Source organism: Pseudomonas sp., from assembly GCF_048269965.1.
GTDB lineage: Bacteria > Pseudomonadota > Gammaproteobacteria > Pseudomonadales > Pseudomonadaceae > Aquipseudomonas.
This window is the reverse complement of record NZ_JBLWTV010000039.1, coordinates 1-21,021: the sequence shown is the minus strand read 5'-3', so window position 1 is coordinate 21,021 and position 21,021 is coordinate 1. Positions and strand designations below refer to the sequence as shown.

At 61.6% G+C, this 21,021-nt stretch carries 15 protein-coding genes and 2 pseudogenes; 6 read left to right on the top strand and 11 right to left on the bottom strand.

Annotated elements, in window-relative coordinates:
• Positions 1-90 precede the first annotated feature (90 nt).
• The 7 genes and pseudogenes from recD to ACN0X6_RS24415 form a co-directional block, all read right to left on the bottom strand.
• Positions 91-2,118 (bottom strand): exodeoxyribonuclease V subunit alpha, encoded by a 2,028-nt coding sequence (recD, locus tag ACN0X6_RS24445; RefSeq protein ID WP_417707923.1) that lies wholly within the window; start codon positions 2,116-2,118, stop codon positions 91-93.
• Positions 2,115-5,744, bottom strand: coding sequence for an exodeoxyribonuclease V subunit beta (recB, locus tag ACN0X6_RS24440; protein WP_417707921.1), 3,630 nt, complete (start codon positions 5,742-5,744; stop codon positions 2,115-2,117). Before recB ends, recD begins: the two co-directional genes overlap by 4 nt.
• Entirely contained in the window at positions 5,741-9,154 is a 3,414-nt protein-coding gene (recC, locus tag ACN0X6_RS24435; RefSeq protein ID WP_417707919.1) for an exodeoxyribonuclease V subunit gamma, read from the bottom strand. Before recC ends, recB begins: the two co-directional genes overlap by 4 nt.
• 82 nt (positions 9,155-9,236) lie before the next feature.
• Positions 9,237-9,323 (bottom strand): annotated as a pseudogene (locus ACN0X6_RS24430) (3-ketoacyl-ACP reductase); the annotation flags it as partial.
• A gap of 108 nt (positions 9,324-9,431) precedes the next feature.
• The gene (locus ACN0X6_RS24425; RefSeq protein ID WP_417707917.1) at positions 9,432-10,556 is read right to left on the bottom strand and encodes an alkene reductase; all 1,125 of its coding nucleotides are present in this window, start codon (positions 10,554-10,556) and stop codon (positions 9,432-9,434) included.
• Between the two features lie 233 nt (positions 10,557-10,789).
• Positions 10,790-11,467 (bottom strand): type 1 glutamine amidotransferase domain-containing protein, encoded by a 678-nt coding sequence (locus ACN0X6_RS24420; protein ID WP_417707916.1) that lies wholly within the window; start codon positions 11,465-11,467, stop codon positions 10,790-10,792.
• Between the two features lie 59 nt (positions 11,468-11,526).
• The gene (locus ACN0X6_RS24415; protein WP_417707914.1) at positions 11,527-12,120 is read right to left on the bottom strand and encodes a TetR/AcrR family transcriptional regulator; all 594 of its coding nucleotides are present in this window, start codon (positions 12,118-12,120) and stop codon (positions 11,527-11,529) included.
• A gap of 172 nt (positions 12,121-12,292) precedes the next feature.
• On the opposite strand from ACN0X6_RS24415, the gene ACN0X6_RS24410 reads away from it, so the two are divergent.
• The 3 genes from ACN0X6_RS24410 to ACN0X6_RS24400 all read left to right on the top strand — a co-directional run bounded on the left by ACN0X6_RS24410 (position 12,293) and on the right by ACN0X6_RS24400 (position 15,064).
• The gene (locus tag ACN0X6_RS24410) at positions 12,293-13,243 is read left to right on the top strand and encodes a GlxA family transcriptional regulator (RefSeq protein ID WP_417707912.1); all 951 of its coding nucleotides are present in this window, start codon (positions 12,293-12,295) and stop codon (positions 13,241-13,243) included.
• Positions 13,244-14,471: 1,228 nt separating this feature from the next.
• Positions 14,472-14,741: a hypothetical protein gene (locus ACN0X6_RS24405; RefSeq protein WP_417707910.1), complete on the top strand. Its 270-nt coding sequence runs from the start codon at positions 14,472-14,474 to the stop codon at positions 14,739-14,741.
• A complete protein-coding gene (locus tag ACN0X6_RS24400; protein ID WP_417707909.1) occupies positions 14,738-15,064 on the top strand; it encodes a LasR-specific antiactivator QslA in 327 nt (108 codons plus the stop codon). The genes ACN0X6_RS24405 and ACN0X6_RS24400 overlap by 4 nt, the downstream gene beginning before the upstream one ends.
• Here the strand turns inward: ACN0X6_RS24400 and ACN0X6_RS24395 are convergent.
• The 3 genes from ACN0X6_RS24395 to ACN0X6_RS24385 all read right to left on the bottom strand — a co-directional run bounded on the left by ACN0X6_RS24395 (position 15,016) and on the right by ACN0X6_RS24385 (position 17,098).
• Positions 15,016-15,249 carry an SDR family NAD(P)-dependent oxidoreductase gene (locus tag ACN0X6_RS24395; protein WP_417707925.1) on the bottom strand — a complete coding sequence of 78 codons (234 nt, stop codon included), beginning with the start codon at positions 15,247-15,249 and terminating at the stop codon, positions 15,016-15,018. The genes ACN0X6_RS24400 and ACN0X6_RS24395 overlap by 49 nt on opposite strands.
• 58 nt (positions 15,250-15,307) lie before the next feature.
• Positions 15,308-16,006, bottom strand: a complete 699-nt coding sequence (locus tag ACN0X6_RS24390; RefSeq protein ID WP_417707907.1) for an NADPH-dependent F420 reductase — start codon at positions 16,004-16,006, stop codon at positions 15,308-15,310.
• A gap of 288 nt (positions 16,007-16,294) precedes the next feature.
• Positions 16,295-17,098, bottom strand: coding sequence for an NADPH-dependent F420 reductase (locus ACN0X6_RS24385; RefSeq protein WP_417707905.1), 804 nt, complete (start codon positions 17,096-17,098; stop codon positions 16,295-16,297).
• 226 nt (positions 17,099-17,324) lie between these two features.
• On the opposite strand from ACN0X6_RS24385, the gene ACN0X6_RS24380 reads away from it, so the two are divergent.
• The gene (locus ACN0X6_RS24380; RefSeq protein ID WP_417707903.1) at positions 17,325-18,233 is read left to right on the top strand and encodes a LysR family transcriptional regulator; all 909 of its coding nucleotides are present in this window, start codon (positions 17,325-17,327) and stop codon (positions 18,231-18,233) included.
• A 90-nt stretch (positions 18,234-18,323) separates the two neighbouring features.
• On the opposite strand, the gene ACN0X6_RS24375 is transcribed toward ACN0X6_RS24380, so the two are convergent.
• The gene (locus ACN0X6_RS24375; protein ID WP_417707901.1) at positions 18,324-18,896 is read right to left on the bottom strand and encodes a TetR/AcrR family transcriptional regulator; all 573 of its coding nucleotides are present in this window, start codon (positions 18,894-18,896) and stop codon (positions 18,324-18,326) included.
• 134 nt (positions 18,897-19,030) lie between these two features.
• Between ACN0X6_RS24375 and ACN0X6_RS24370 the strand changes: the two genes are divergently transcribed.
• Positions 19,031-19,732, top strand: coding sequence for a glutathione S-transferase (locus ACN0X6_RS24370; protein ID WP_417707899.1), 702 nt, complete (start codon positions 19,031-19,033; stop codon positions 19,730-19,732).
• Positions 19,733-20,016: 284 nt separating this feature from the next.
• Positions 20,017-20,706, top strand: a pseudogene (locus ACN0X6_RS24365) (DUF4113 domain-containing protein); the annotation flags it as partial.
• Between the last annotated feature and the right edge of the window lie 315 nt (positions 20,707-21,021).

The following is a 21,021-nucleotide window of genomic DNA, read 5'->3' as shown; positions in this document are numbered from 1 at the left end:
TGATTAACAAGAAGTTTTTGAAGAGCTTCATCGCTGAAGTGGCGCGCATTCTACCGCCAGCAGAATGCACGTCAAGCTTATTTTGCAGTTTTATGACTCAAGTGCTTCACGCAGCCCGCTGCGTCGCTCCACGCGGCGCTGCACGGCCTGCTCGAAGATGCCTGGGCGACTTTCAATGAGGCTGAACCAGTGACGCGCTCGCGTGATACCGGTGTAGATCAGCTCTTTGGTCAGCACCGGGTTGAGGCTGTCGGGCAGGATCAAGGCGCAATGGGCGAACTCCGAACCCTGCGACTTGTGCACGGTCATCGCGAACACGGTCTCCACCGCGCTCAGGCGACTGGGCAGGATATGGCGCAAGGTGCCACTGCCGTCATTGCGCGGGAACACCACCCGCAGTACCTGACGTTCAGCTGCACCTGGAGATTCAGGCGGTTCCGGCAGGCGCAGCGCGATACCGATATCGCCATTCATCAGCCCAAGGCTGTAGTCATTGCGCGTTACCAGCACAGGCCGACCTTCATACCAGCCATGCGCCTGCTCCAGGAGGCCACGGCGCACCAAGGCTTCGGCGATACGTTCGTTAAGCGCCTCCACGCCCCATGTACCTTTACGAACCGCACAGAGCAGCTGGAACCGGTCGAACGCCGCCAGGACGTTACCGGCCCAGCCGTCCCAGGCATGGGAATCGGCAGTTGCAGCGGGACGCTCGGCCTGCATCAGCTGCAGGTAATGTGCATAGCCCTGCGGACGAGACTCGCCGTCGCCCTGCCCGTCCATCAATAGTCGCTCCAGCGCGCGATCCTGCTCGCCCGTCAGGCGCAGCACATGCAGGTCGTCCGCACCTGCCGCCAGGGTTGCACGGGCTGCCTGCGCGTCGCTCTGGTTCACCGCGCGCGCCAGGCGCCCGATGCCCGAGCCACTGCCGAAGCGCCGTGAATGGCGCAGCATGACGATATGCTGTGCCAGCGCCTGGTCACCGGATACCAGCGACGGGTCTTCCAGTTGCTCCCCCGTCTGGCTTTCCAGCCAATTGCGCGTGGCTTCGCTGTAGCCACCACGTTCCGCCTCGCGACACAGGTCACCGAGCACCGCACCGGCCTCCACCGACGCGAGCTGATCCTTGTCGCCCAGCAGAATCAGACGCGCATGCGTCGGCAAGGCATCCAGCAGGCTGGCCATCATCTCCAGGTCGATCATCGACGCCTCGTCGACCACCAGCACGTCGAGTGGCAAGGGGGTGGCCGCATCGTGACGGAAATGGCGACTGCCAGGACGACTGCCCAGCAGGCGATGCAGCGTCGTCACCAGCGTAGGAATCTGCTCACGCACGCGCTCGTCCAGTGCCAGCGACTGCACTTGCGCGCCGATGGACTCGGTCAGCCGCGCGGCGGCCTTGCCGGTAGGCGCCGCAAGACTCAGGCGCAGCGGCTCGCCAGTGGCCATGGCGGATTCCTGCAACAGCGCCAGCAGACGTACTACCGTGGTGGTCTTGCCGGTTCCGGGCCCCCCGGTGATCAGCGTGAAGCGCCCCTGAGCGGCCATGGCGCAGGCCAGCTTCTGCCAATCGGTCAGGCGCTGGCCGTCCACCACCAGCGCATCGGGAAAGAGTGAAGCCAGACGCGCCGCCAGATCGACGGGGGCCGCAGCGCTCGCCTGCAGACGCTGGGCGATGTTGCCGGCCACCTGACGCTCATAGTTCCAGTAACGCCGCATATAGAGGCAGGCACCGCTGAGCACCAGTGGCGCGCCTTCGCACTCCAGCAGCGAGCTGCCGGCAAGAGCCGCCAGCCAAGACTCCAGGCTGAGCCCGGCCAGCACCTGCGACGGCAGGATCATCGCTTCTTGCGGGTCCTCACCTTCCGGTGGCAGAGACAGGATGAAATCGGGATTAGCCAGCGTGGCCGCCAGGTCGAGACAGACATGCCCCTGCCCCAGTTGATGGCTGGCCAGTGCGGCGCCGAGCAGCAGTAAGGGCGAAGCATCCGCATCCAGTTCGGCGAACAGCTGCGCCAACGCCCGATCCAGCTCGCGCAGCCAGCCACGTTCGCTCCATGTCGATAGCAGGGCAAAGAGTTCGGCGCGATCACGCAGCGCCGGCGCCAACATCGCACTCATGCCGCGCCCTCCACTACTTCGCCCATGAACAGTGCATCCAGCCGCTCGATCAGCTCGCGAGGCGGCCGGGCCAGGTAAACGCCCTGCAGCGGTGCGCGGATAAAGAGGTAGAGCGCGCCCCCCAGATGCTGGTCGTAGTCGTAATCCGGCAGGCGCAGACGCAACTGCCGGTGCAGCGCCAGCACGTAGAGCACATATTGCAGGTCGTAGCGATGGCTGACGATGGCGACCTCCATCGCTTCACGGGTGTAGGCGCCATCGTCGCTGCCGAGCCAGTTGGACTTGTAATCCGCCACGTAGTAACGCCCCTGATGTTCGAATACCAGATCGATGAAGCCCTTGAACATGCCGTTGAGGGTGTCGGCACGCAGCGGCTGCCTGGCGATACCCGGCAACTCGCACTGCTGCACCCACTGATCCAGCAACCTGACGTCCACCCCACGCGCTTCGAACCAGAACTCCAGCTCGGGCTGATACTGCGTCAGTTGCGCCAGCACGACGCTATCCGCGCCATCCAGCGGCAGCGCCTGGGTCAGCAGCGCCAGCAGCCAGTCCTGCAACGTATCGATCCAGCTTTCCAGTCCACGACGCTGGCAGCGCCTGGCCAGCGCCTCGCGCAGCCTCGAAGGATCCTGCACCAGCGCCGCGAAGCCTTCCTGCGCCGCCATTTCCAGCAGGCCGTGGAGGAAGGTGCCGGGGTTCGGTCCGCGCGGAAAACGATGCAGCCCCTGAGCGGATGCCGGCAGCGGCGCCAGAGCCAGCAACGGATCTTCATCGTCGACGGCGTTCTGCATCGCCGGACTGTCGGGTGCGGCGTCTTCGTGGCGGCTGGCCTGGCGAGGTGCGTCCTCATCCAGACGCAGCGCACTGTAGGAGGCGATCCACCAATGTTCGGCGGCGCGTCGTACAGGCGTACGCCAGTGCGGCTCGAACTGCTTGTCTTCGATCATGCGATAGCGCTGCTCGCTGGCGGCCGGCACCGGCGTCACGGTGCTTTCCAGCCCAGCGGCAAAGGGTGCGAGCCAAGCGGTGAGTTCGTGACTGGTTGTCAGCGACGCGCCGCCACCGAGCAGGTAGCCCAACGCCGACTCATGCAGGCGCGACTTCTTGCCGTTGCCGATCTTCAGATCCGCTACGCCCAGCCAGCAGGCATGACGGGCACGGGTCAGTGCCACGTAGAGCAGGCGCAGGTCTTCGCCCAGGCGCTCACGCTCGGCGCGCGCCAGGCTGTCTTCATCGGCCTTGAGCACCAGCCGGCGACGTTCACCGTCGTGGACCTGCAGCGGCTTCTTGTCATCCACCGGGCGGAAGGCGCAGATGAATGGCAGGAACACCAGGGGATACTCCAGGCCCTTGGATTTGTGGATGGTCACCACCCGTACCAGTGCCTCGTCGCTCTCCAGGCGCAACACCTGCTCGTCGGCAGCCTGGCCCTCACCGGCCAGCAGCTCGCCCAGGTGGCGAATCAGCGCCAGCTCGCCATCGAGTTCGGCGGCAGCCTGCTGCAGCAGTTCGGCCAGGTGCAGCAGGTTGGTCAGTACCCGCTCGCCATCGTCACGTGCCATCAGCCGCTGCGGCAGCTCGAAGTCCTGCAGCAACTGGCGCAGCATCGGCAGCACACCCTGGCGCTGCCAGCGCTGGCGGTAGTCGCGAAACTGCATGACGCGGCGTTCCCAGGTGCGCTCGTCGAGGTTGAGCTGCTCCAGTTCGCTCAAAGCCAGCCCCAGTGTCGCGCTGGCCAGCGCCGCACGCAGCGGGCGATCCTGATCCGGCTCGGCACAGGCGCGCAGCCACAGCAGCAGGTCGCGCGCCTCCTGGGCCGCGAAAACCGAATCCTTGTCGGAGAGGTAGACGCTGCGCACGCCGCGCACAGCCAGCTCGCCGCGAATGGCCTGCGCCTCGTTGAAATCGCGCACCAGCACTGCGATGTCGCTGGGCCGCAAGGCACTCAGCGCGCCCTCTTTGCTGAAGCCGGCCTGCCCGCGCTGGCCCAGGTCCAGCAGGCGCACGATCTCGCTGGCCGCACCGGCTGCCAGGGCATCCAGATAGGCGCCCTTGGCAACCGGTTCGTCGCTCGCCAGCTGCCACACCGTCAGGGCTGGCTGCGGCTGGCCGTCGACACTCCAGACTTCGCGCCGGCCCTGCGCGCCCACCTCGATGAAAGGCAGATCGTCGCGCAGCAGAAAGGCACCCTCGCCGCCGTCACGTTGTTCGGCACGCAGGAAAACCCCGTTGACGGCATCGACCATGGCTTGGCTGGAGCGGAAATTCTTCTCCAGGTTGTAGTGCCGACCGAACGTCGCCCGACGTGCGCGCAGATAGGTATGAATGTCGGCGCCACGGAAGGAATAGATGGCCTGCTTGGGGTCACCGATCATGAACAGGCCGCAGTCGTCGCGGTTGGCTTCTACCTCGTAGAGCGTATCGAAGATGCGGTACTGCAGCGGGTCGGTGTCCTGGAATTCATCGATCATCGCCACCGGGAACTGGCGGCGGATCACCTCGGCCAGGCGCGCGCCGTTGCTGCCTTGCAGGGCAGCGTCCAGGCGCAGGAGCATGTCGTCGAAGCCCATCTCCGCACGCTGGCGTTTCTCCCAGTCGAAGCGCTGGCGAACCCAGGCTGCCGCGTGTCGCAACGTCGCATCAGCGGGGTCAGGCAGGGCATCGAGTTGCGCCTTGAGCAGTGCCATGGCGTCCAGCGCTGGATGACCCGGCACTTCGCCCTTCCAGGCTTCCGCCAGGCCGTCGGGGGTCAGACGAGTGAAGCCTGTGCCCAGGTCGAGACGCGACTCGTCGCCGCCGGCCCACTCACGCAACTTGGCCAGCCAGGGGTTGTAGAAGCGCGCCTGGATTTTCTTGCCATCGACCTGCTTGGCCGCCACCGCTGCATCCAGCAACAGCTGCAACTCATCGGCCCAGGCCAGCCAGGGCGACTTGAGCTCGGCAAGCGCCTGCTCGCGCTGCTGCAATGCGCTGTCGAGCAGTTCGCCCAGCGCCTGCGCCGACACCTCGCCCTCTTCGCTCAGCAACGGTCGCAGCTTCGCTCCCAGCACGGCGGGCGTGCCCCAGGCACTTGCCACCCATTGCAGCGCCGCGCCCTGCAGCGGATAGCAGTGCTGGCGCCAGTAATCGCGCACCACTTCGGCCAGTAGTTCGCTGTGGTCGGTCTCCAGGGTCTGGCTGAACAGGCTGCCACTGTCGAAGGCGTGCTCACGCAGCATGCGCTGGCACCAGCCGTGAATGGTGGACACCGCCGCCTCGTCCATCCACTGCGCCGCCAACTCCAGGCGGCGGGCGCACTCGTCCCACTGCGTCTGGGTGAAATCACTGCGCATTTCGCGTAGCAGGTCGTCGCCCTGGGCATCGCCACGAAATACCGTCGCGGCCTCGACCAGCCGCGCGCGAATCCGGTCACGCAACTCGCGCGTGGCCGCATCGGTGAAGGTCACCACCAGAATCTGCGGCGGCAACAGGGCCTCGCGAAACGCGGCCTCACCGCCGTGACCGAGGATCAGCCGCAGGTAGAGCGCGGAAATGGTGAAGGTCTTGCCCGTGCCGGCGCTGGCCTCGATCAGGCGGCTGCCGTGCAGGGGAAACGTCAGGGCCAGAGGGCGCTGTTGACTCATGCTGCGTCTTCCTCGAGTGCCTGGGGATTGCTGTCGAGCAGCGACTGGTAGAGCCGCTCACTGCATGCCGGAAACTGGCCGTCGGCGGTGAGCGCAACGTAGTCCGGGAACTGTCGGGCCAGGCTGGCGCTGCCCTGGACTTCACCTGAGAGGTTGTAGCTCCCCTCATAGACGCTGCGCGCCTTGTCCTCGTTGTTGTCCTGCAACCAGGCCAGCGAGGTTTTCAGGGCGACCGGCAACGGCGCCTGCATGCCGGCATTCCAGGCCTCCAGCCAGGCGCTCAGCACAGGGGCAGCGTGCTCCACCGGCAAAGGCTCGAACGCCAGGCTGCGATCCTCGCCGACCAGCAGGGTGGTCAGCGGCACGCCGCAAGCCGCAGCGATGACGTGCAGCACGTAGGGCCGCAGCAGGCGATGCCACTTCCAGCTCTTGTCCTTGTGCAGCGCGCCTGGCAGCAGCTCCAGACGCGCCAGGCTGCCGTCGGCCTGCTGGCGCAGCCCGGCAAGCCAACCGTCGAGTTCAACACCGGCTGCGCTGAACGTCAGGCGCTGCGGCGACTCCAGCTGGGTCGGCCAGCACAGGCAAAGCCCCTGGTAACGCTGCACCTGCGCCGGCAGAGGTTCCAGCAAGGCATTGCGGTACTGTTCGCCGAAGCCGGCCAGCGGCAGAACACCACTGCGCTGCAGACGGTCGGCTGCCGACCTCAGCGCATCGTCGCTGTCCCCCTCGCCAGCGACCGCCGCCTTGAGCAGGATTTCCTGCAACTGGTAGCGCTGCAGACCGTCGAGGGCGAACGGCTCGCTGTCGAGTTGCGCCTGCTGCTGCTCATCGAGAAACACCTTGAGGCGGCGGGTGAAGAAACACTTCACCGGATCACGCAGGAACGACTGCAACAGCTCGGGCGTGAGCTGTCGGCCCTCCTCCCAGGCCGACAAGGACGCAGCACTCTCGCGGGTGGAGGCCTGGCCATGCAGCGCTGCCCACTCATGGGCATAGCTGAACAGCTGCGCCTGACCATCGAAATAGCGGCGGCTGAAGGGTTGCAAGGGGTGCTCGGTGGTCAGACCATGCAGCAGGTCGCCACCACCGACCAGCGTCCAGGCACTGACCAGGTGATCACGCAGTTGGCCAACCAGCACGGACGGCGGGCGCTCGCTGTTGTCGCGGATGCTGCGCCCTACCCAGCTGATATACAAACGATCACGCGCCGCCAGCAGCGCTTCGAGCAGCAGGTAGCGGTCATCCTCGCGGCGCGACCGGTCGCCGGGGCGGTAATCGCCAGCCATCAGGTCGAAATCCAGCGGCGCCTGGCTGCGCGGATAGTCGCCATCGTTCATGCCCAGCAGGCAGACCTGACGGAACGGGATTGCGCGCATCGGCATCAGGGTGCAGAAATTCACCGCACCGGCGAGAAAGCGCTGACTCAGTCGCCCCTGATCGAGCCCGTCGAGCCAGGCTTCGCGCACCACCGGCAACGTCAGCGCTTCATCCAGCGTCGCGGCCTCGCACAGCTCCAGCCAGGCATCCAGCGCATCGAGCAGCTGAGTCGTCAGCACCTCTTCACGGTCGTTCTGCGCCAGGAAAAAATCATCGAGCACGCTGCGCAAGCGTTCGCCCCACTGCCCCGGCGTAGCCGGCTCGCGCAGTTGCTGCAGATGCCGCTCGAGGGTTTCCAGCAAGCGCGTCAGCGGGCCGATCAGCGCGGCATCGAGCCCGCCGATCTCGTCATAGGGTTCGATGCCGGCGAAGGCATCCGCCGTGCCCACCGCGTAGCCCAGCAGCATGCGCCGCAGGCCGAAGCGCCAGGTGTTCTGCTCCAGGTCATCGCCCAGGCCGAGCGATTGCCGCTGGGTCGCGTCCAGCCCCCAGCGCACGCCTGCGCCTTCCAGCCAGCGGCGCAGAGTGGGCAACTGATCCTCGGCGATGGCGAAGCGCTGACGCAGCGCGGCGACATCCAGCAGGTCGAGAATCTCGCTCACGCTGAAGCGGCTGTCCGGCAGGCGCAACAAGTGCTCCAGCGCGATGACCATCGGCTCTTTGCCGCGCAGCCCCTGGTCGGCCAGGGTGAAGGGAATGAAACGCGGATCGTCGCTGGCGAACTGGCCGAACACGGCCTGGATATGCGGAGCGTAGGCATTGACGTCCGGCACCATGACGATCACATCGCGCGGCCGCAGCGTGGCATCCTCACTGAAGCTGGCCAGCAGTTGGTCGTGCAGCACCTCCACTTCGCGCTGGGCGCTGTGGGCGATGTGAAAACGCAGTGAATGATCATGCGCAGGGTCGACCGGCGGCCAGACGCTGCGCGTTTCCGCCAGGGGACGCAGGTCGAGGATGTCGTTCTGCAGTTGGCCGAGCAGGTTGCTCGCGCGGGCCGGGCTGAACAGGTCGATGCGTTCGAACTGCTCACGGTAGCGCTGCGGCTCGTCGTACTGATCCAGCAGGTTGATGTAGTCGCGCCCCTGCTTGCCCCAGGCGGCCAGCAGCGGTTGCCCGTGCTGATGCATGTCCTCCTGTTCGAACAGGCCGATCTGGGCACCTGGCCTGACCTTGCGCTGCTGCCGGCGGTACTCGTGGCGCAGCAGATCCTTGTCCTCGACGATATCGCCCCAGTGGTGCTGACAGGGGTTGTGCACGTAGAGCATGACCTGGCTGAAGCGCGCCATGGCCGCCAGCGCCTCCAGTACCTGGGCCGGCAACGAGGAGATGCCGAAAACGCTGATGCGCCGAGGCAGCCCGGGCGGCGGCGCGTCCAGCTCGCCCATGCGGGCGACGAAGCGCGGATGCACGCCGGCGCGGCTCTCGGCCAGGTGCTGCTCGCCGACATCCGCCAGCAAGGCGCGCCACAGTGCAGGTTGCCAGCAGGCATCGCCCTCCAGCATCCGCTCGCCACCGCGCGAGGTACGCAGGCGGTCCTGTCCCGCGGCCCAATCCGCCAGCCAGTCGGCGCGGTAGACCTGATACTGGTCGAACAGATCGGCCAGGCGCTCGGCCAACTGGTGGCGCTTGCGCAGGTCCTGGTCATCCGCCAGGAAGCGGTGCAACGGCGCGAACGCCTCATCGGCCAGCAACTCCGGCAACAGCCGCATCAGACGCCAGGTCAGCGGCGCCTTGTCCAGCGGTGACTGCTGCGGAATCGCGTCCTTGCCCAGCACATTGCGGTAGGCCTGCCAGAGAAAGCGCGCCGGCAGATCGACATCCAGCGCGGCGGCAATCCCGCATCCATCACGCTCGGCCAACGCCAGCTTGAGCCACTGAGCGATACCGTTGCTCTGCACCAGCAGCACTTCGTTCTCCAGCGGCCGCAACGGATAGCGCCGCATCCACTGCACCGCCAGCGCACGCAGCTCTTCGAGGTGGTTGCCGTGAATGACGATAAGGCCGGGGGACAACTCCGGGCTGGCGGGCATCGACTGACTCCTGTCGAAAAACGAAGCGCAAGTTTGCCAGCATTTGGCGACAAGGTGCGTCATCCATCGCAGCCCTCTCGCATCAGACCAATCCGCCATTGGCGCGCAATACCTGACCATTGACCCAGGCCGCATCCGGCCCGGCCAGAAACGACACCACGGCCACGATACACAGGATCACTGCTGCCACTGACGGAACACGGCCCCCGCAGCCAGCCAAGATACGCAGGCGTGTCCTCGTACATTCGCATCGAGGCCACGCCGCCAGATGTGAAGGTCAGTCCGAGTAGCTCGGGTAGTCCGTCAGGCCCTTCTCCGTGCCACCATAGACAGTGGCAGGATCCAGTGGGTTGAGCGGCCAGCCATTGGCGATGCGTGCAGGCAGATCGGGGTTGGCGATGAAGGGACGACCGAATGCGATCAGGTCGGCCAGCCCGGCCTCGATCAGCCGCTCACCACGCTCGGCGGTATAACGACCGGCGTAGAGAATCTTCCCGCTGAAGTTCGCGCGTACGTCGCGGCGGAAGCTCTCGGGCAGGTCCGGCGCGTTGTCCCAGTCGGCCTCGGCGATCGACACATAGGCCACTCCGGCTGCCTCCAGCACCTTGATGGCTTCGATATAGGTGGTGTGCGGGTCCTCTTCGACCAGACCGATGTACACCCGGTCCTGATCGGTGCCGGTGAACAACGGGGTGAAGCGCACACCAAGGCGATCCGCGCCTACGGCAGCGGCCACGGCCTCGACGATCTCGCGCAAAAAGCGCAGGCGGTTCTCCAGCGAGCCACCGTAAGCATCATCGCGCTGGTTGGAATGTGCGGAGATGAACTGGTTGACCAGATAGCCGTTGGCTGCGTGAATCTCCACGCCATCGAAACCGGCGTCGATGGCATTGCGTGCCGCCTGGGCGTACTGCCCGACCAGATCGCGGATTTCAGCCAACTCCAGTGCACGCGGAAGCGACGGCTGAACCAGCTCGCCGACACCAGGGCCGGTCTGAATGAACGCCTTGACCTTCTGCACCTGAATTGCGGATGGCGCCACGGGCGCCTGCCCATCAGGCTGAAGCGCGCTATGGGACACGCGACCGACGTGCCAGAGCTGGGCGAAGATCACGCCACCTTCGGCATGCACCGCTTCGGTCACCTTGCGCCAGCCATCGATCTGAGCCGGGCTGTAGATGCCGGGCGTCCAGGCATAACCCTGGCCACGCGGTTCGATCTGGGTGCCCTCACTGACCATGAAACCGGCACCGGCACGCTGACGGTAATAAGTGGCCATCAGATCAGTCGCGACATCGCCTGGCTGGGCACTGCGCTGACGAGTCAACGGCGGCAGCACGATGCGGTTCTTGAGAGTGATACGCCCCATGTCGGTGGGGGTAAACAGAGCAGCGTGTTTCATGATTTCTATCCTGTTGTTCAGGCGCCTGCACCTATCGACAGGCGCACGGGCGCGAATGGACGCACCTGGCGCCCAACGGCTCGATGATTTTTTGGGGGGGCGACCTCTCGGAGTAGAGAGACCGCTCAGGCGTTACTTCGTGATCCAATGCAATCGCAGGCGCTCAGAGCGGACGCACAGTGCGCCCGCTCATTACTTGCACGGGTTCGTCTGAACCCTGCAGATTGCGCGAATCAAGCCAGCAGTTTGAGCAAGGCGCTGGCCGCGGACTCTGAGCTGGCGGGGTTCTGACCGGTGACCAAGCGCCCGTCGACGACGGTGAACGGCTGCCAGTCGCCGGCTTTTTCATAGTGCGCGCCAAGTGCCTGGAACTCGTCCTCGATGAGGAAAGGCACCACGTCGGTCAGCTCGACAGCGGCCTCTTCGCTGTTGGTGAAACCCGTCACCCGGCGACCCTTGACCAGCGGCTCGCCATCCGCAGCCTTGACGTGACGCAGCACGCCCGGAGCATGGCAGACGAAGCCGATTGGCTTGCCGGCGCGCTCGAAGCTTTCGATCAGCGCGATGGAGGTGGCCGACTCGGCCAGGTCCCACAGAGGGCCATGGCCGCCCGGGTAGAACACCGTGTCGAAATCCTCAGCCTTCACCTCACTGAGTTTCAGCGTGCTGGCCAGGGCTTGCTGCGCGGCCGGATCGGCAGCGAAACGGTGGGTCGCCTCGGTCTGGAAGTCCGGCAGATCACTCTTGGGGTCCAGAGGGGGTTGGCCACCGGCTGGCGAGGCCAGCACGATGTCGGCACCGGCGTCCTTGAAGACGTAGTAAGGGGCGGCGAACTCTTCTAGCCAGAAGCCGGTTTTCTTGCCGGTATTACCCAGCTTGTCGTGGGATGTCAGTACCATCAGAACGTTCATGATCATTGCCTCATATTGAGCATTGCATTGGTTTCGACCGACCCTTGCCGGTCATGGGTTCACTGGTTATCGAGAAGACTTCGTGTCTGCAGCAGGGCCTCTTCGAACGCATGGGCCGTACGGGTGATCTTGGTCATCACACTGGCCCCCAACCACATCGCATAGAGCCTCAGTGCCAACTGAGCGGGCGTAGCAACGATGGTGAGCGTGCCCTCCTCCACACCTTTGCTGATCGCAGCCTCCAGCCGCTCGACGATCTGCGCGGTACCGCGCTCAAGTGCCAGGCGCATCGGTTCGGAAAGATCGGCGACTTCAGCGCCCAGCTTCACGGCCAGGCATTTACCGCACTCAACCTGACTGCTCTGGTTGGAGATCCACAGTTGCCAGTAACGCATCAGCGCGTCATGGGCGCTGATTGCCGGGTCCTGAAAAATACGATCCATGTCAGCCAAATAGGTCTCGAAGTAGTGCTCCAGCAGCGCCGTGCCGAACGCGTCCTTCGAAGCGAAGTAGTGATAGAAGGAACCCTTCGGCACGCCCGCGGCATTCAGCACCTCATTGAGCCCAACAGCAGAGAAACCTTTGCGGGCGATGATCGATTGGGCGGCGTCGAAGATGCGCTGCCGGGTCTGGTTGCTGTCAGTGGTTGTCATGGCTGCCTGTCTCAGTAGACCAGTCGTCTAGTTCGTTGGGGCCATGTTAGGAATCGCTACCGACAGCAGCAATGTCATATCCGCAAGGATTTCGGACATGCACCGCGAGCCGATTGCGCAAACCACCTAGCCCTCCGACAATCGACGCATGCCCGCAGAAAGGAAATGATCGATGCATACCGTGGCGCTGGTGGTCTACCCGCAATTCCAGGCGCTGAGCCTGTCGGTCGGTTCCGTTTTCGAGTGCGCCAACCTTCTGCATGGCGAGCCGGTCTACGGATTCACCCTGGTATCGGAGGCAGGTGGAACCGTGGTGTCGTCTCAGGGCTTCTCGGTCAATACCGAGGCGCTCGGCCTGGCTGGCTATGACACCATCATCGTCAGCGGCTACCTGGAGTTGGGTGAACCCAGCCCGGAGCTGCTGACCTGCCTGTCCAGCGCCAGCTCACAATCGCGGCGTATTGCATCACTGTGTACCGGTGTCTTCGTGCTCGCAGAAGCCGGCCTGTTGGAGGGCAAGCGGGTCACCACTCATTGGTTGCACGTGCCCGAGTTCAAGAAACGTCACCCCACCGTCAGAATCGATGATGACCGGCTGTTCGTGGTCGACGGGCAGATCTGGACGGGGGCAGGCATGAGTGCCGGAGTGGATCTTGCCCTGGCCATGGTGGAGAACGACCTGGGCCCTGACCTGGCCCGCCGCGTAGCCCGCAAACTGGTCATCGCCCAGCGCAGAGGCGCCGAGCAATCACAGCTTTCGGCGCTGCTGGAGATAGACCCGAAATCCGACCGCGTGCAACTGGCAATGGCCTATGCGCGCGAAAACCTGCGCAGTGATCTCTCGGTCGAGGCACTGGCAGATGTTGCGCGACTCAGCCCGCGCCAGTTCAGCCGGGTGTTCCGCGAGGAAACCGGGAAAACGCCGGCGAAAGCAGTCGAAAGCCTGCGATTGGAGGCCGCGCGCGTCATGATGGAAACGAGCCGTCACCCCGTAGAAGTGATCGCCCGCGAAACCGGTTTCGGCGACCGCGAACGTATGCGCCAGGCGTTTCTACGCGCCTATGGCAAGCCGCCGCAACTGATGAGAGATGAGTTTTACGAAACGGCCAATAGCCATGGCTGAACGTCTGAACGTTCTGACCAGAGCCCGCCGTCGATAGAGGCACCAGACGGCCCCGTGGTGACTTCTACAGAGCGGCGTATCAGCCAGGTGATCGCCACATCCATCGTTTGTACAAATCAGGCTCGCCTCAGCCGCCTTGTACCCGCTTCGTAAGAAAAATCTGCGTAGCGAGGGAGGATCCGTGCTAGCTGCTCTCTATCCCCCTTGCAGGGAGCGCTCTGTCGTGACTGCCCGTTTACAGGGTCGACTAGCCATCGTGCATGCCGTTCTTCTCTCTCAGGCCCGGCCTGCGAGAGAAGTGCTATCAAACCCCGCGGGACAGCTGCATTCTTGGCCGGTGGTCCGACCAGCCGCCAGGCCTTCAAGTGCTTAACGGCGCGAGCTACATAGATCAAGTTCATACGCCGTTCCTCGAACTCCTGCAGCGACTCAGCTCCGATGCGCTAACCGAACAGATATCCAATTTCTGAACCAGTACTTTTTGATCACGCTGGCTGGTTAGTTGGCGACCAACTCCCACTGCTGGTCCAACTCCTCATTGATGACCTGCATGCGCTCGCTCATGCGCTTGGCTGAACTCTGCCGTGCTGCATCCTAGCTGCGCAGTTATTCGAAGGCCATTGCGGTTACGGACGCGGTCATTTCGGTCATGCTGCGAGCCATGAGACCCAGCAACTGTTTCAACTGCTCTTCCTTGGCAGACATGGCGTACTCCTCCAGAGGCTGATTACCCGCGTAGCTGACGGGTTCGCTGATTACGGAGGCAAGGCTGTATGCCAATAGCCATACCTGGAGTGAGATCTCTGCCCTCCAACCCCATAAGCCTCGAGGTTGACGGACTCGACACCTCACTAACTACGCCACAGTAGGTTGCCATCCTGAAACCCTCGGGCTAGAGTGCGCCCGTCGTGGTGAATCCCACGACCGGGTGTAGCAACCTGATTCGTTCGAGGCGCGGTAGCGCCATAGTTTGAGTAGCCTGCACTCGACGTGCTTGGTTGCTTAACTTCTATGGCGGACCGTGTGGGGCAGGCTTTTGCCTGGCCGGTTCCCTCGGACGCCGGTTTGCTACCCCCGCACGGTCCGCCTCCATTACCGTGTAGCAACGGCGGTAGGCGGCTCCTTAATCGTCTGAGGAGCATAAGGAAAATGCGCTACCCCTTTTTTACCCGAGAGCTCCGCCTTGGGCTTCAGGTCTTGCTGTCCACCTCTGATCAGGAGGTGCGCCATGGCTGAGTTCGAATCCTGCGTTGTACCTTTCCCGCTGCAGCGTAGTCCGCTGCATGAATCCGAACGTTCTCCCCTACCCTCTGAAGCTGCCGCTGAACTACGTGGCGTCATGCTCGGCAATCTGCTTGATCAGCTGGCTGAACCTGAAGGCTTGCAGCCCGCGGATCTGCGCGCACGCATCGCTGCTTACTCAGCTCTGGATCTGCTTGATGAGATGGTGGTGCTCTATCGCCGTGCCCTCTCCGAGGCTCGAGGAGGTGCCAGATGAGCAAGGGTGTGATGACCTACCTTCCACCTCACGACGGCCATCCAGGTATGGAGATCACCTGGGCTGCCGATTGCAGAGAGGCATTCGACCAGGGCGTGAGGCTGGCCCAGACCTGGCTCGATAATGCTCGCAGCGGATGGCTCTGGGCAGTGATGATCGCGGAGCGCGATCTGCTGCCCTGCGCTATTGAGAGGCGAGCTTTTGAGGTGGGTTTCCTGAGTCGTATCCACCAGCGTATGTGCTCGCATCTTCGCTGCGGTGAGCAGGCCGAGATCTATACCGCGGGTGATTGCTTCGCCGATGCATCAACGAGGTCGGCATGAAGGGCAAAGGCGCTCCCGCCTGCTTGCTCGATAGCGGCAACGACCTCGTCGGCGCCCACCTTGCTCGAATTATAGGTAAGGGCGACAGTCGCCCCTTCTTGTGCAAGCCGTTGAGCAATGGCGCGACCGATACCGCGCGAGCCTCCGGTGACAAGAGCAGTCTTTCTAGCAAGTGGCTGTGACATTGGGTAATTCCTCAGTAAAAGAATCTTTATTTGATCGCCAGCGCTTGTTTGGTCTATGTCAAACAACTCGCTCACGCATAATGGGACCTGGGCTCGCTTCGATAACCGCAAACGCCAGGCGAATCAGATCGGCATCGCCCTGGTATTCGTGCGCTGCAATCTGATGCAACAACACACCGAGCTGCTCAAGCTGACGCGCAACTTTCAGAGGACCGGCATCAACGGGATTGAAACCGGCGTCTTCAATCAGCCCCCGCACGACCTGCCCTGCTTCCTGATCGTCAGTCACGTAAAAGACACTCGCCTTGAACGGCGAATCCGCCCAGGCAGTTGCTTCCAGTACCGGGGCAGCCAGCAGGCTGAAGGCCTTCACCACCCTGGCTTCGGGAAGTCGTTTCTGCAGGTATTCGGCGGTCGAGCTATCGCGCATGAAAGCGTGATCGTGAAAATGTTCGAACTCATCGGTTACCCCGAGCGGGTTCATGGTTTCGATCACGATCTTGCCGTTGAGCGCGTCGCCCACGGCTTCGATCACGGCGTCTGTCCGCGGCCAGTAGACCGAGAACAGCACAGCCTCGCCAAAGTCGGCCGCCTGCTCGATGGTTCCAAGTCGAGCGCGTTCGCCAAGCTCGACCAGCAGCGGAGCAATCTTGCGATCTTCCCCGTCCTTGGCGAGTAGCAAAGTGTGATCAGCTGCGGCCCATGCGCGCGCGAGTCGACTGCCAATGTTGCCGGTATTGAGGACGCCTATCTTCATTGCACTCTCTACTGTCATTCACTGCGGGAGACAGCACTTTAGGTACTCGAATAATTTTGTTAAATAGCAAAAATATCCAAATACTGTTGTCTCAAAAAACAACAATAAAAAAGCAATAAATACAGGCTATAAAGCTGCCGTAAGCCAAGACTGCGGAGAGATCGCCGGATACTGGTGTAGAAGATGCTCCAACCAGATCAGGTGCTTGGCCAGTAAAAGACGAGAAAATAAGACAGTGCGAGATGATATGAGCCTGGGCACCTTTAAGAGGTGCCCAGGCTGGAAAGGCTACTGCTTGACTGTATCGGCGCTGGCCTGCTCGAGGAACAGATCGATATGAACCTGAGGCATACCGTCTAGGGTTCCACCAATTGGGGACGGACGCACTGCATTGCCAACAAGCATCTGGGCCTCTTCGACAGATACAGGCTCGCCCGGTTGCTGATAGATACGCTTGGCTTCATCGCTGCTCACGCCATCCGGAACGACGGGAGCGTAGCGCCAGAAGTAAATTGGTGTACCTGGCTCGATGCGCCAGCTTTCTGCGAGCGAACCCGCGTCGGCTACGTCGTAGCCGATCGCTTCGATGAAACGCGCCACAGTTTTCTTCGCCAGCGCGTCGTCGCCAGCGATTGGCAAAGCAGTTCGATCGATGCTGCCTTTGGGGCGGGCATTGCTCTGCATGTGGATCCAGCTGAGGTTATGCAACCCCTTGATCAGCTTCGCCCCGCGAAGGTGGCGCTGCATCAATTCACTAGAGGTAAGCTGAGCATCGTCGAGATCCTCCCGACGGAAACCACCCATACCCGGGTAATAGTTGGTCTGATCGAGTACAACCTTACCGACAAACTTGTCGGACGGCAGATTTTCGAAGGCGGCCAAAGGGATGGCGATGGAGACAATGTCTGCCGCCGCAATCGCTTCGTCGACCGTTCCTGCGCGTGCCAGTGGGCCGAGTTGCTTGACCAGTTCCGAGAGTGATTCTGGCCCGCGCGAGTTACTGATCACCACCTCGTATCCTGCAGCCACAGCAAGACGTGCGGCGGCTTTACCTACCAGGCCAGAGCCGATGATTCCGATTGTTTCTGTCATTTCATGTCCTTCGTCGATGGTGAGCGACTGTCTGTTTCGAGACCTTGCATACAGCGCCCTTGGTGCATGAGGCAGAGTCGATGAGCTATTGCCGGCACAGGCGCAATAGCCGCATCACTCCTCCCTGCGACAGCCCCAATGGAAATTGGGTAGCCGTTGCGTGAGGGGCACTGTAAAGTTGCTCAATAAATCGATAAACCCAGCAAACAGACACAAACTGTTGTCCATGAACACATCAATTGATTTGCCAGAAATGAAGGTTTTCGCAGCCGTTGTGACTGACGGCTCATTCACGGCAGCAGCGGAGCGACTTGGCACTGACAAGGCCCGTATCAGCCGTATCGTCCGGCGCATGGAGGAAAAGCTCGGTGCCAGGCTGCTGACCCGATCGACACGGCACCTGAGCGTGACCGAGGTGGGACGCGACTATTTTGAGCGTGCCATCAGTATCCTGACGGCAGCAGAAGCGGCAGAAGCGGCGGTTGCGCAGCAATCCAGAGAGCCCAAAGGGTTGCTCAAGATCACAGCAGGCTCCGAATTCGGGCCGATGGTAGTGGACAAATGGATCGCAGCATTTCTGCGCGTAGCACCCAAGGTCACCGTCGAGGTGGAATACACCAATCGACTGGTGGACATCATTCATGAAGGATTCGACGTCGCGATTCGCGTAGGAACGTTGGAGGACTCGGGGCTCTCAGCACGAAAACTGGGTGAAGTCGTCTATGGGCTCTATGCCAGTGTTCATTACTTGGAAGAGAAACCCGCTCCGTCCGCTGTTAGTGATTTGAAACGTCATGATCTGATCATGAAAAACACTCGCGGCCGCGCCAACTGGTCTCTCGTCAACAGCTCCCAGACGGAGAAGATCGCAGTGCCTCCTCGCTGCGCGGTCAACAGCATGATCGCCGCGAAGAATCTGGTACTCGAAGGGCTCGGAATCGCCCAACTGCCTCGTTTCATGGCGGAGCCATATGTGACGGATGGCGTCTTGTCGCCCGTGTTACCCGAGTGGGCAGAGATTCCAGCGCCAGTACATGCCGTATTCGCATCCAGCCGCTACATGGATCCCAAGGTACGCAGCTTTGTGGATCTCTGTGTGAGTATGTTCACTGGCGACGGCATGCACGCTAGATAGCCAATAGCACCGAATAAAATATCGCCTTTCACTACAGCGCCTCGGCTTGTGCTGTACGTAATGCTGCAGCCGCAATTCTCTCAGTAGCGCTCATTGCTCGTGGGGAACGTGAGAAGGAATGAGGCCTGATTCTCGATAGCTGTCGATCAGCTCGTCGAACAGTTTCAGGTCGACGCGGGTTCGCGCAATCAACTGAGCACCGGCAACCGCAGCGTAAATGGCGCCTGCGCGGTGCTCGACATCTTCCAGCCCTGCCTCAACTAATAGCTGCGTCAGCCACTCCACGTTGATGTCTGCAAACGCCTTGACCTCTCGCTCGACTTCTTCCGGCAAGTCTTCGTATTCCGCAGCCATGAAGCTGGCGAGGCAAAGTCTATTGCCGTTCTCCAACGATCGCCGAAAGAGCGACGGGTAAGCAAGCAAACAGCCGAGCGGGTCGGGATTCGACTCGCGTATGGATCGCAAGGCTTCGGCGGTGTCTCGCCAATAGCGTTCTGCGACCGCAGCACCAAGGTCGGCCTTGCTCGCAAAGTGGTAGTAGATACTGGCGTTCTTCACGCCTACGGTTTCACCGATGCTGCGGAAATTGATACCGCTGTATCCATGCAACTGAGCCGCCGTTGTCGCAGCAGCCAGGATGGCTTCTCGAGCATTGCCAGTCACGATCAACTCCTCGCACCTACGATAGACCTTGGCAGTCTACTGCTGTGCCTCCTACCTGCCAACTGGAAGGTAGGGATTGACAGGATGTATTTTCCGGCACAATCTTTACCTGCCAACTGACAGGTAGGCAACCCATGACTCTTACATCTCGCAACTCAGACATATCCGTTCTCCCTGCAATGAAAATCTACGACTGGTTCAATGGCCCGTACCCCGCTCGCGTGCGAATCGCCTTGGCGGAGAAAGGACTGCTTGACCATGTCGAGTTCGTCTCAGTCAACCTGTGGAAGGGGGAGCATAAGAAACCAGAGTTCCTCGCGATCAATTACTCAGGAACATTGCCTGTGCTGGAACTCGATGACGGCACCCTCATTGCCGAATGCACAGCGATTACTCAATACCTGGACGCACTCGACGGCAACCCCACGCTTACTGGGCAGACTGCGAAAGAGAAAGGCCTCATTCACATGATGACAAAACGCGCTGAAATCGAATTTCTCGATGCAGTCAGCGTTTACTTTCATCACGCAACGCCAGGGTTGGGGCCAGACGTAGAGCTATACCAAAACCCTGAATGGGGAAATCGCATGCGCGATAAAGCCATCAGAGGGATGCACTACTTCAACGACGTGCTTGAGCAACAGCCGTTCGTTGCCGGTGCCACCTTCTCCATGGCAGATATTGCGCTGCTCGGAGGAATGATCTTCGCGTCATTGGTCAAGCTTGCCGTACCCGATGAATGTGCGGCCCTACGAGCTTGGCACGCCCGCATGCAAGAAAGACCAAGTGTCAGGGAGTGGCAAATGATGGTGGCGAATAACATGACGAAGGTATGAAAGCTAGCGCATCAACCCTAGTCGCAACCGAACTTGGGCGCCTGTGACTGACGCAGCTCGTTGCTGCTTGACTCGATTGCCCAACCCGACTCATTGATACAAAACGCCCCGTCGGTCTCTCTTCATAGAGTTAATTTGGACCAAAAGATACGGTGGCACAAAAAGTGGCACAAAAATCTAAGGCATCGCAAAACCACTAGGCATAAAAAAATCCAGTCACCGCTAAGTGACTGGATTTTCTAGGGTTTTTTGGTCGGGACGGAGTGATTCGAACACTCGATCCCTTGCACCCCATGCAAATCAAGACAGCTTGGGACTTGGCACAGATGGATGCCTGGACGCTGCGCAAGCGCTTCAACGTTATCGTCGAGAAAACCGTGCGTGAACTACGTGGTGTGGCGTGCCTGGAAATCGAGAACGAAATCGAACCCAAGCAAGAGATTTGCTCAAGCAGATCATTCGGCAAGCGCCTGCGTGAGCTAGCCCCCATTCAGGAGGCTGTCACCAGCTATGCGACGCGCGCCGCTGAAAAGCTGCGCAAGCAGGAGTCACTCTGCAGGCAGGTGCGTGTGAGTTTGCGCACCGGGATGTTCAATCCCTCTGAGGCCAAATACGCCGACGGCGTTCTCTGCCAACTGCCCTACCCAACCGACGACAGCCGACTGATCGTCAAGGCTGTTCAGGGCGGATTGCAGCAGGTCTTCAGAGAGGGCTTCAGCTACGCCAAGGCTCAGGTGATGCTGTTGGATCTGTGTCGCAAGAATGAGTACACGCCGGATCTTTTCGCCCCCGAGCAGCCCGTGAAAACCGAGCGACTGATGAGCACCCTGGATGCGATCAACAATCGCTGGGGCCGTGGAACACTGCAGCCCGGACGCATCGCCAAGCCAACTGAGTGGGCTATGCGCAGAGAATTGCTCTCCCCGGCCTACACCACTCGCTGGTCTCAGTTAATGGTGGCCAAGGCTCGCTAGAGCCTGATGCACAACGCCCTCTGGTTAGTCGAACAGAGTCATTCAGATCCTTTCCCGCGCTTCAATCCTCGCCGCTACAAAATCAGCTCCCCCTTTGAGATTAGACACTCTATTTGATCCAAATCAACGAAGTGCTGTTATCGTCAAAAGGAGCGCTCATGCCTCGAGGCAATCTGCTATCGTCGCCCTATAGCCCCGCTTGGTGAATTGCTGTGCGTCGGATTGGATTGATCCTGGTAATGATTGCTAGCCTCGTGCTGCCGACCTTCGGCGGTATGGCTTTCAGCATGCCGGCACAACCTTGCCCGATGCAGA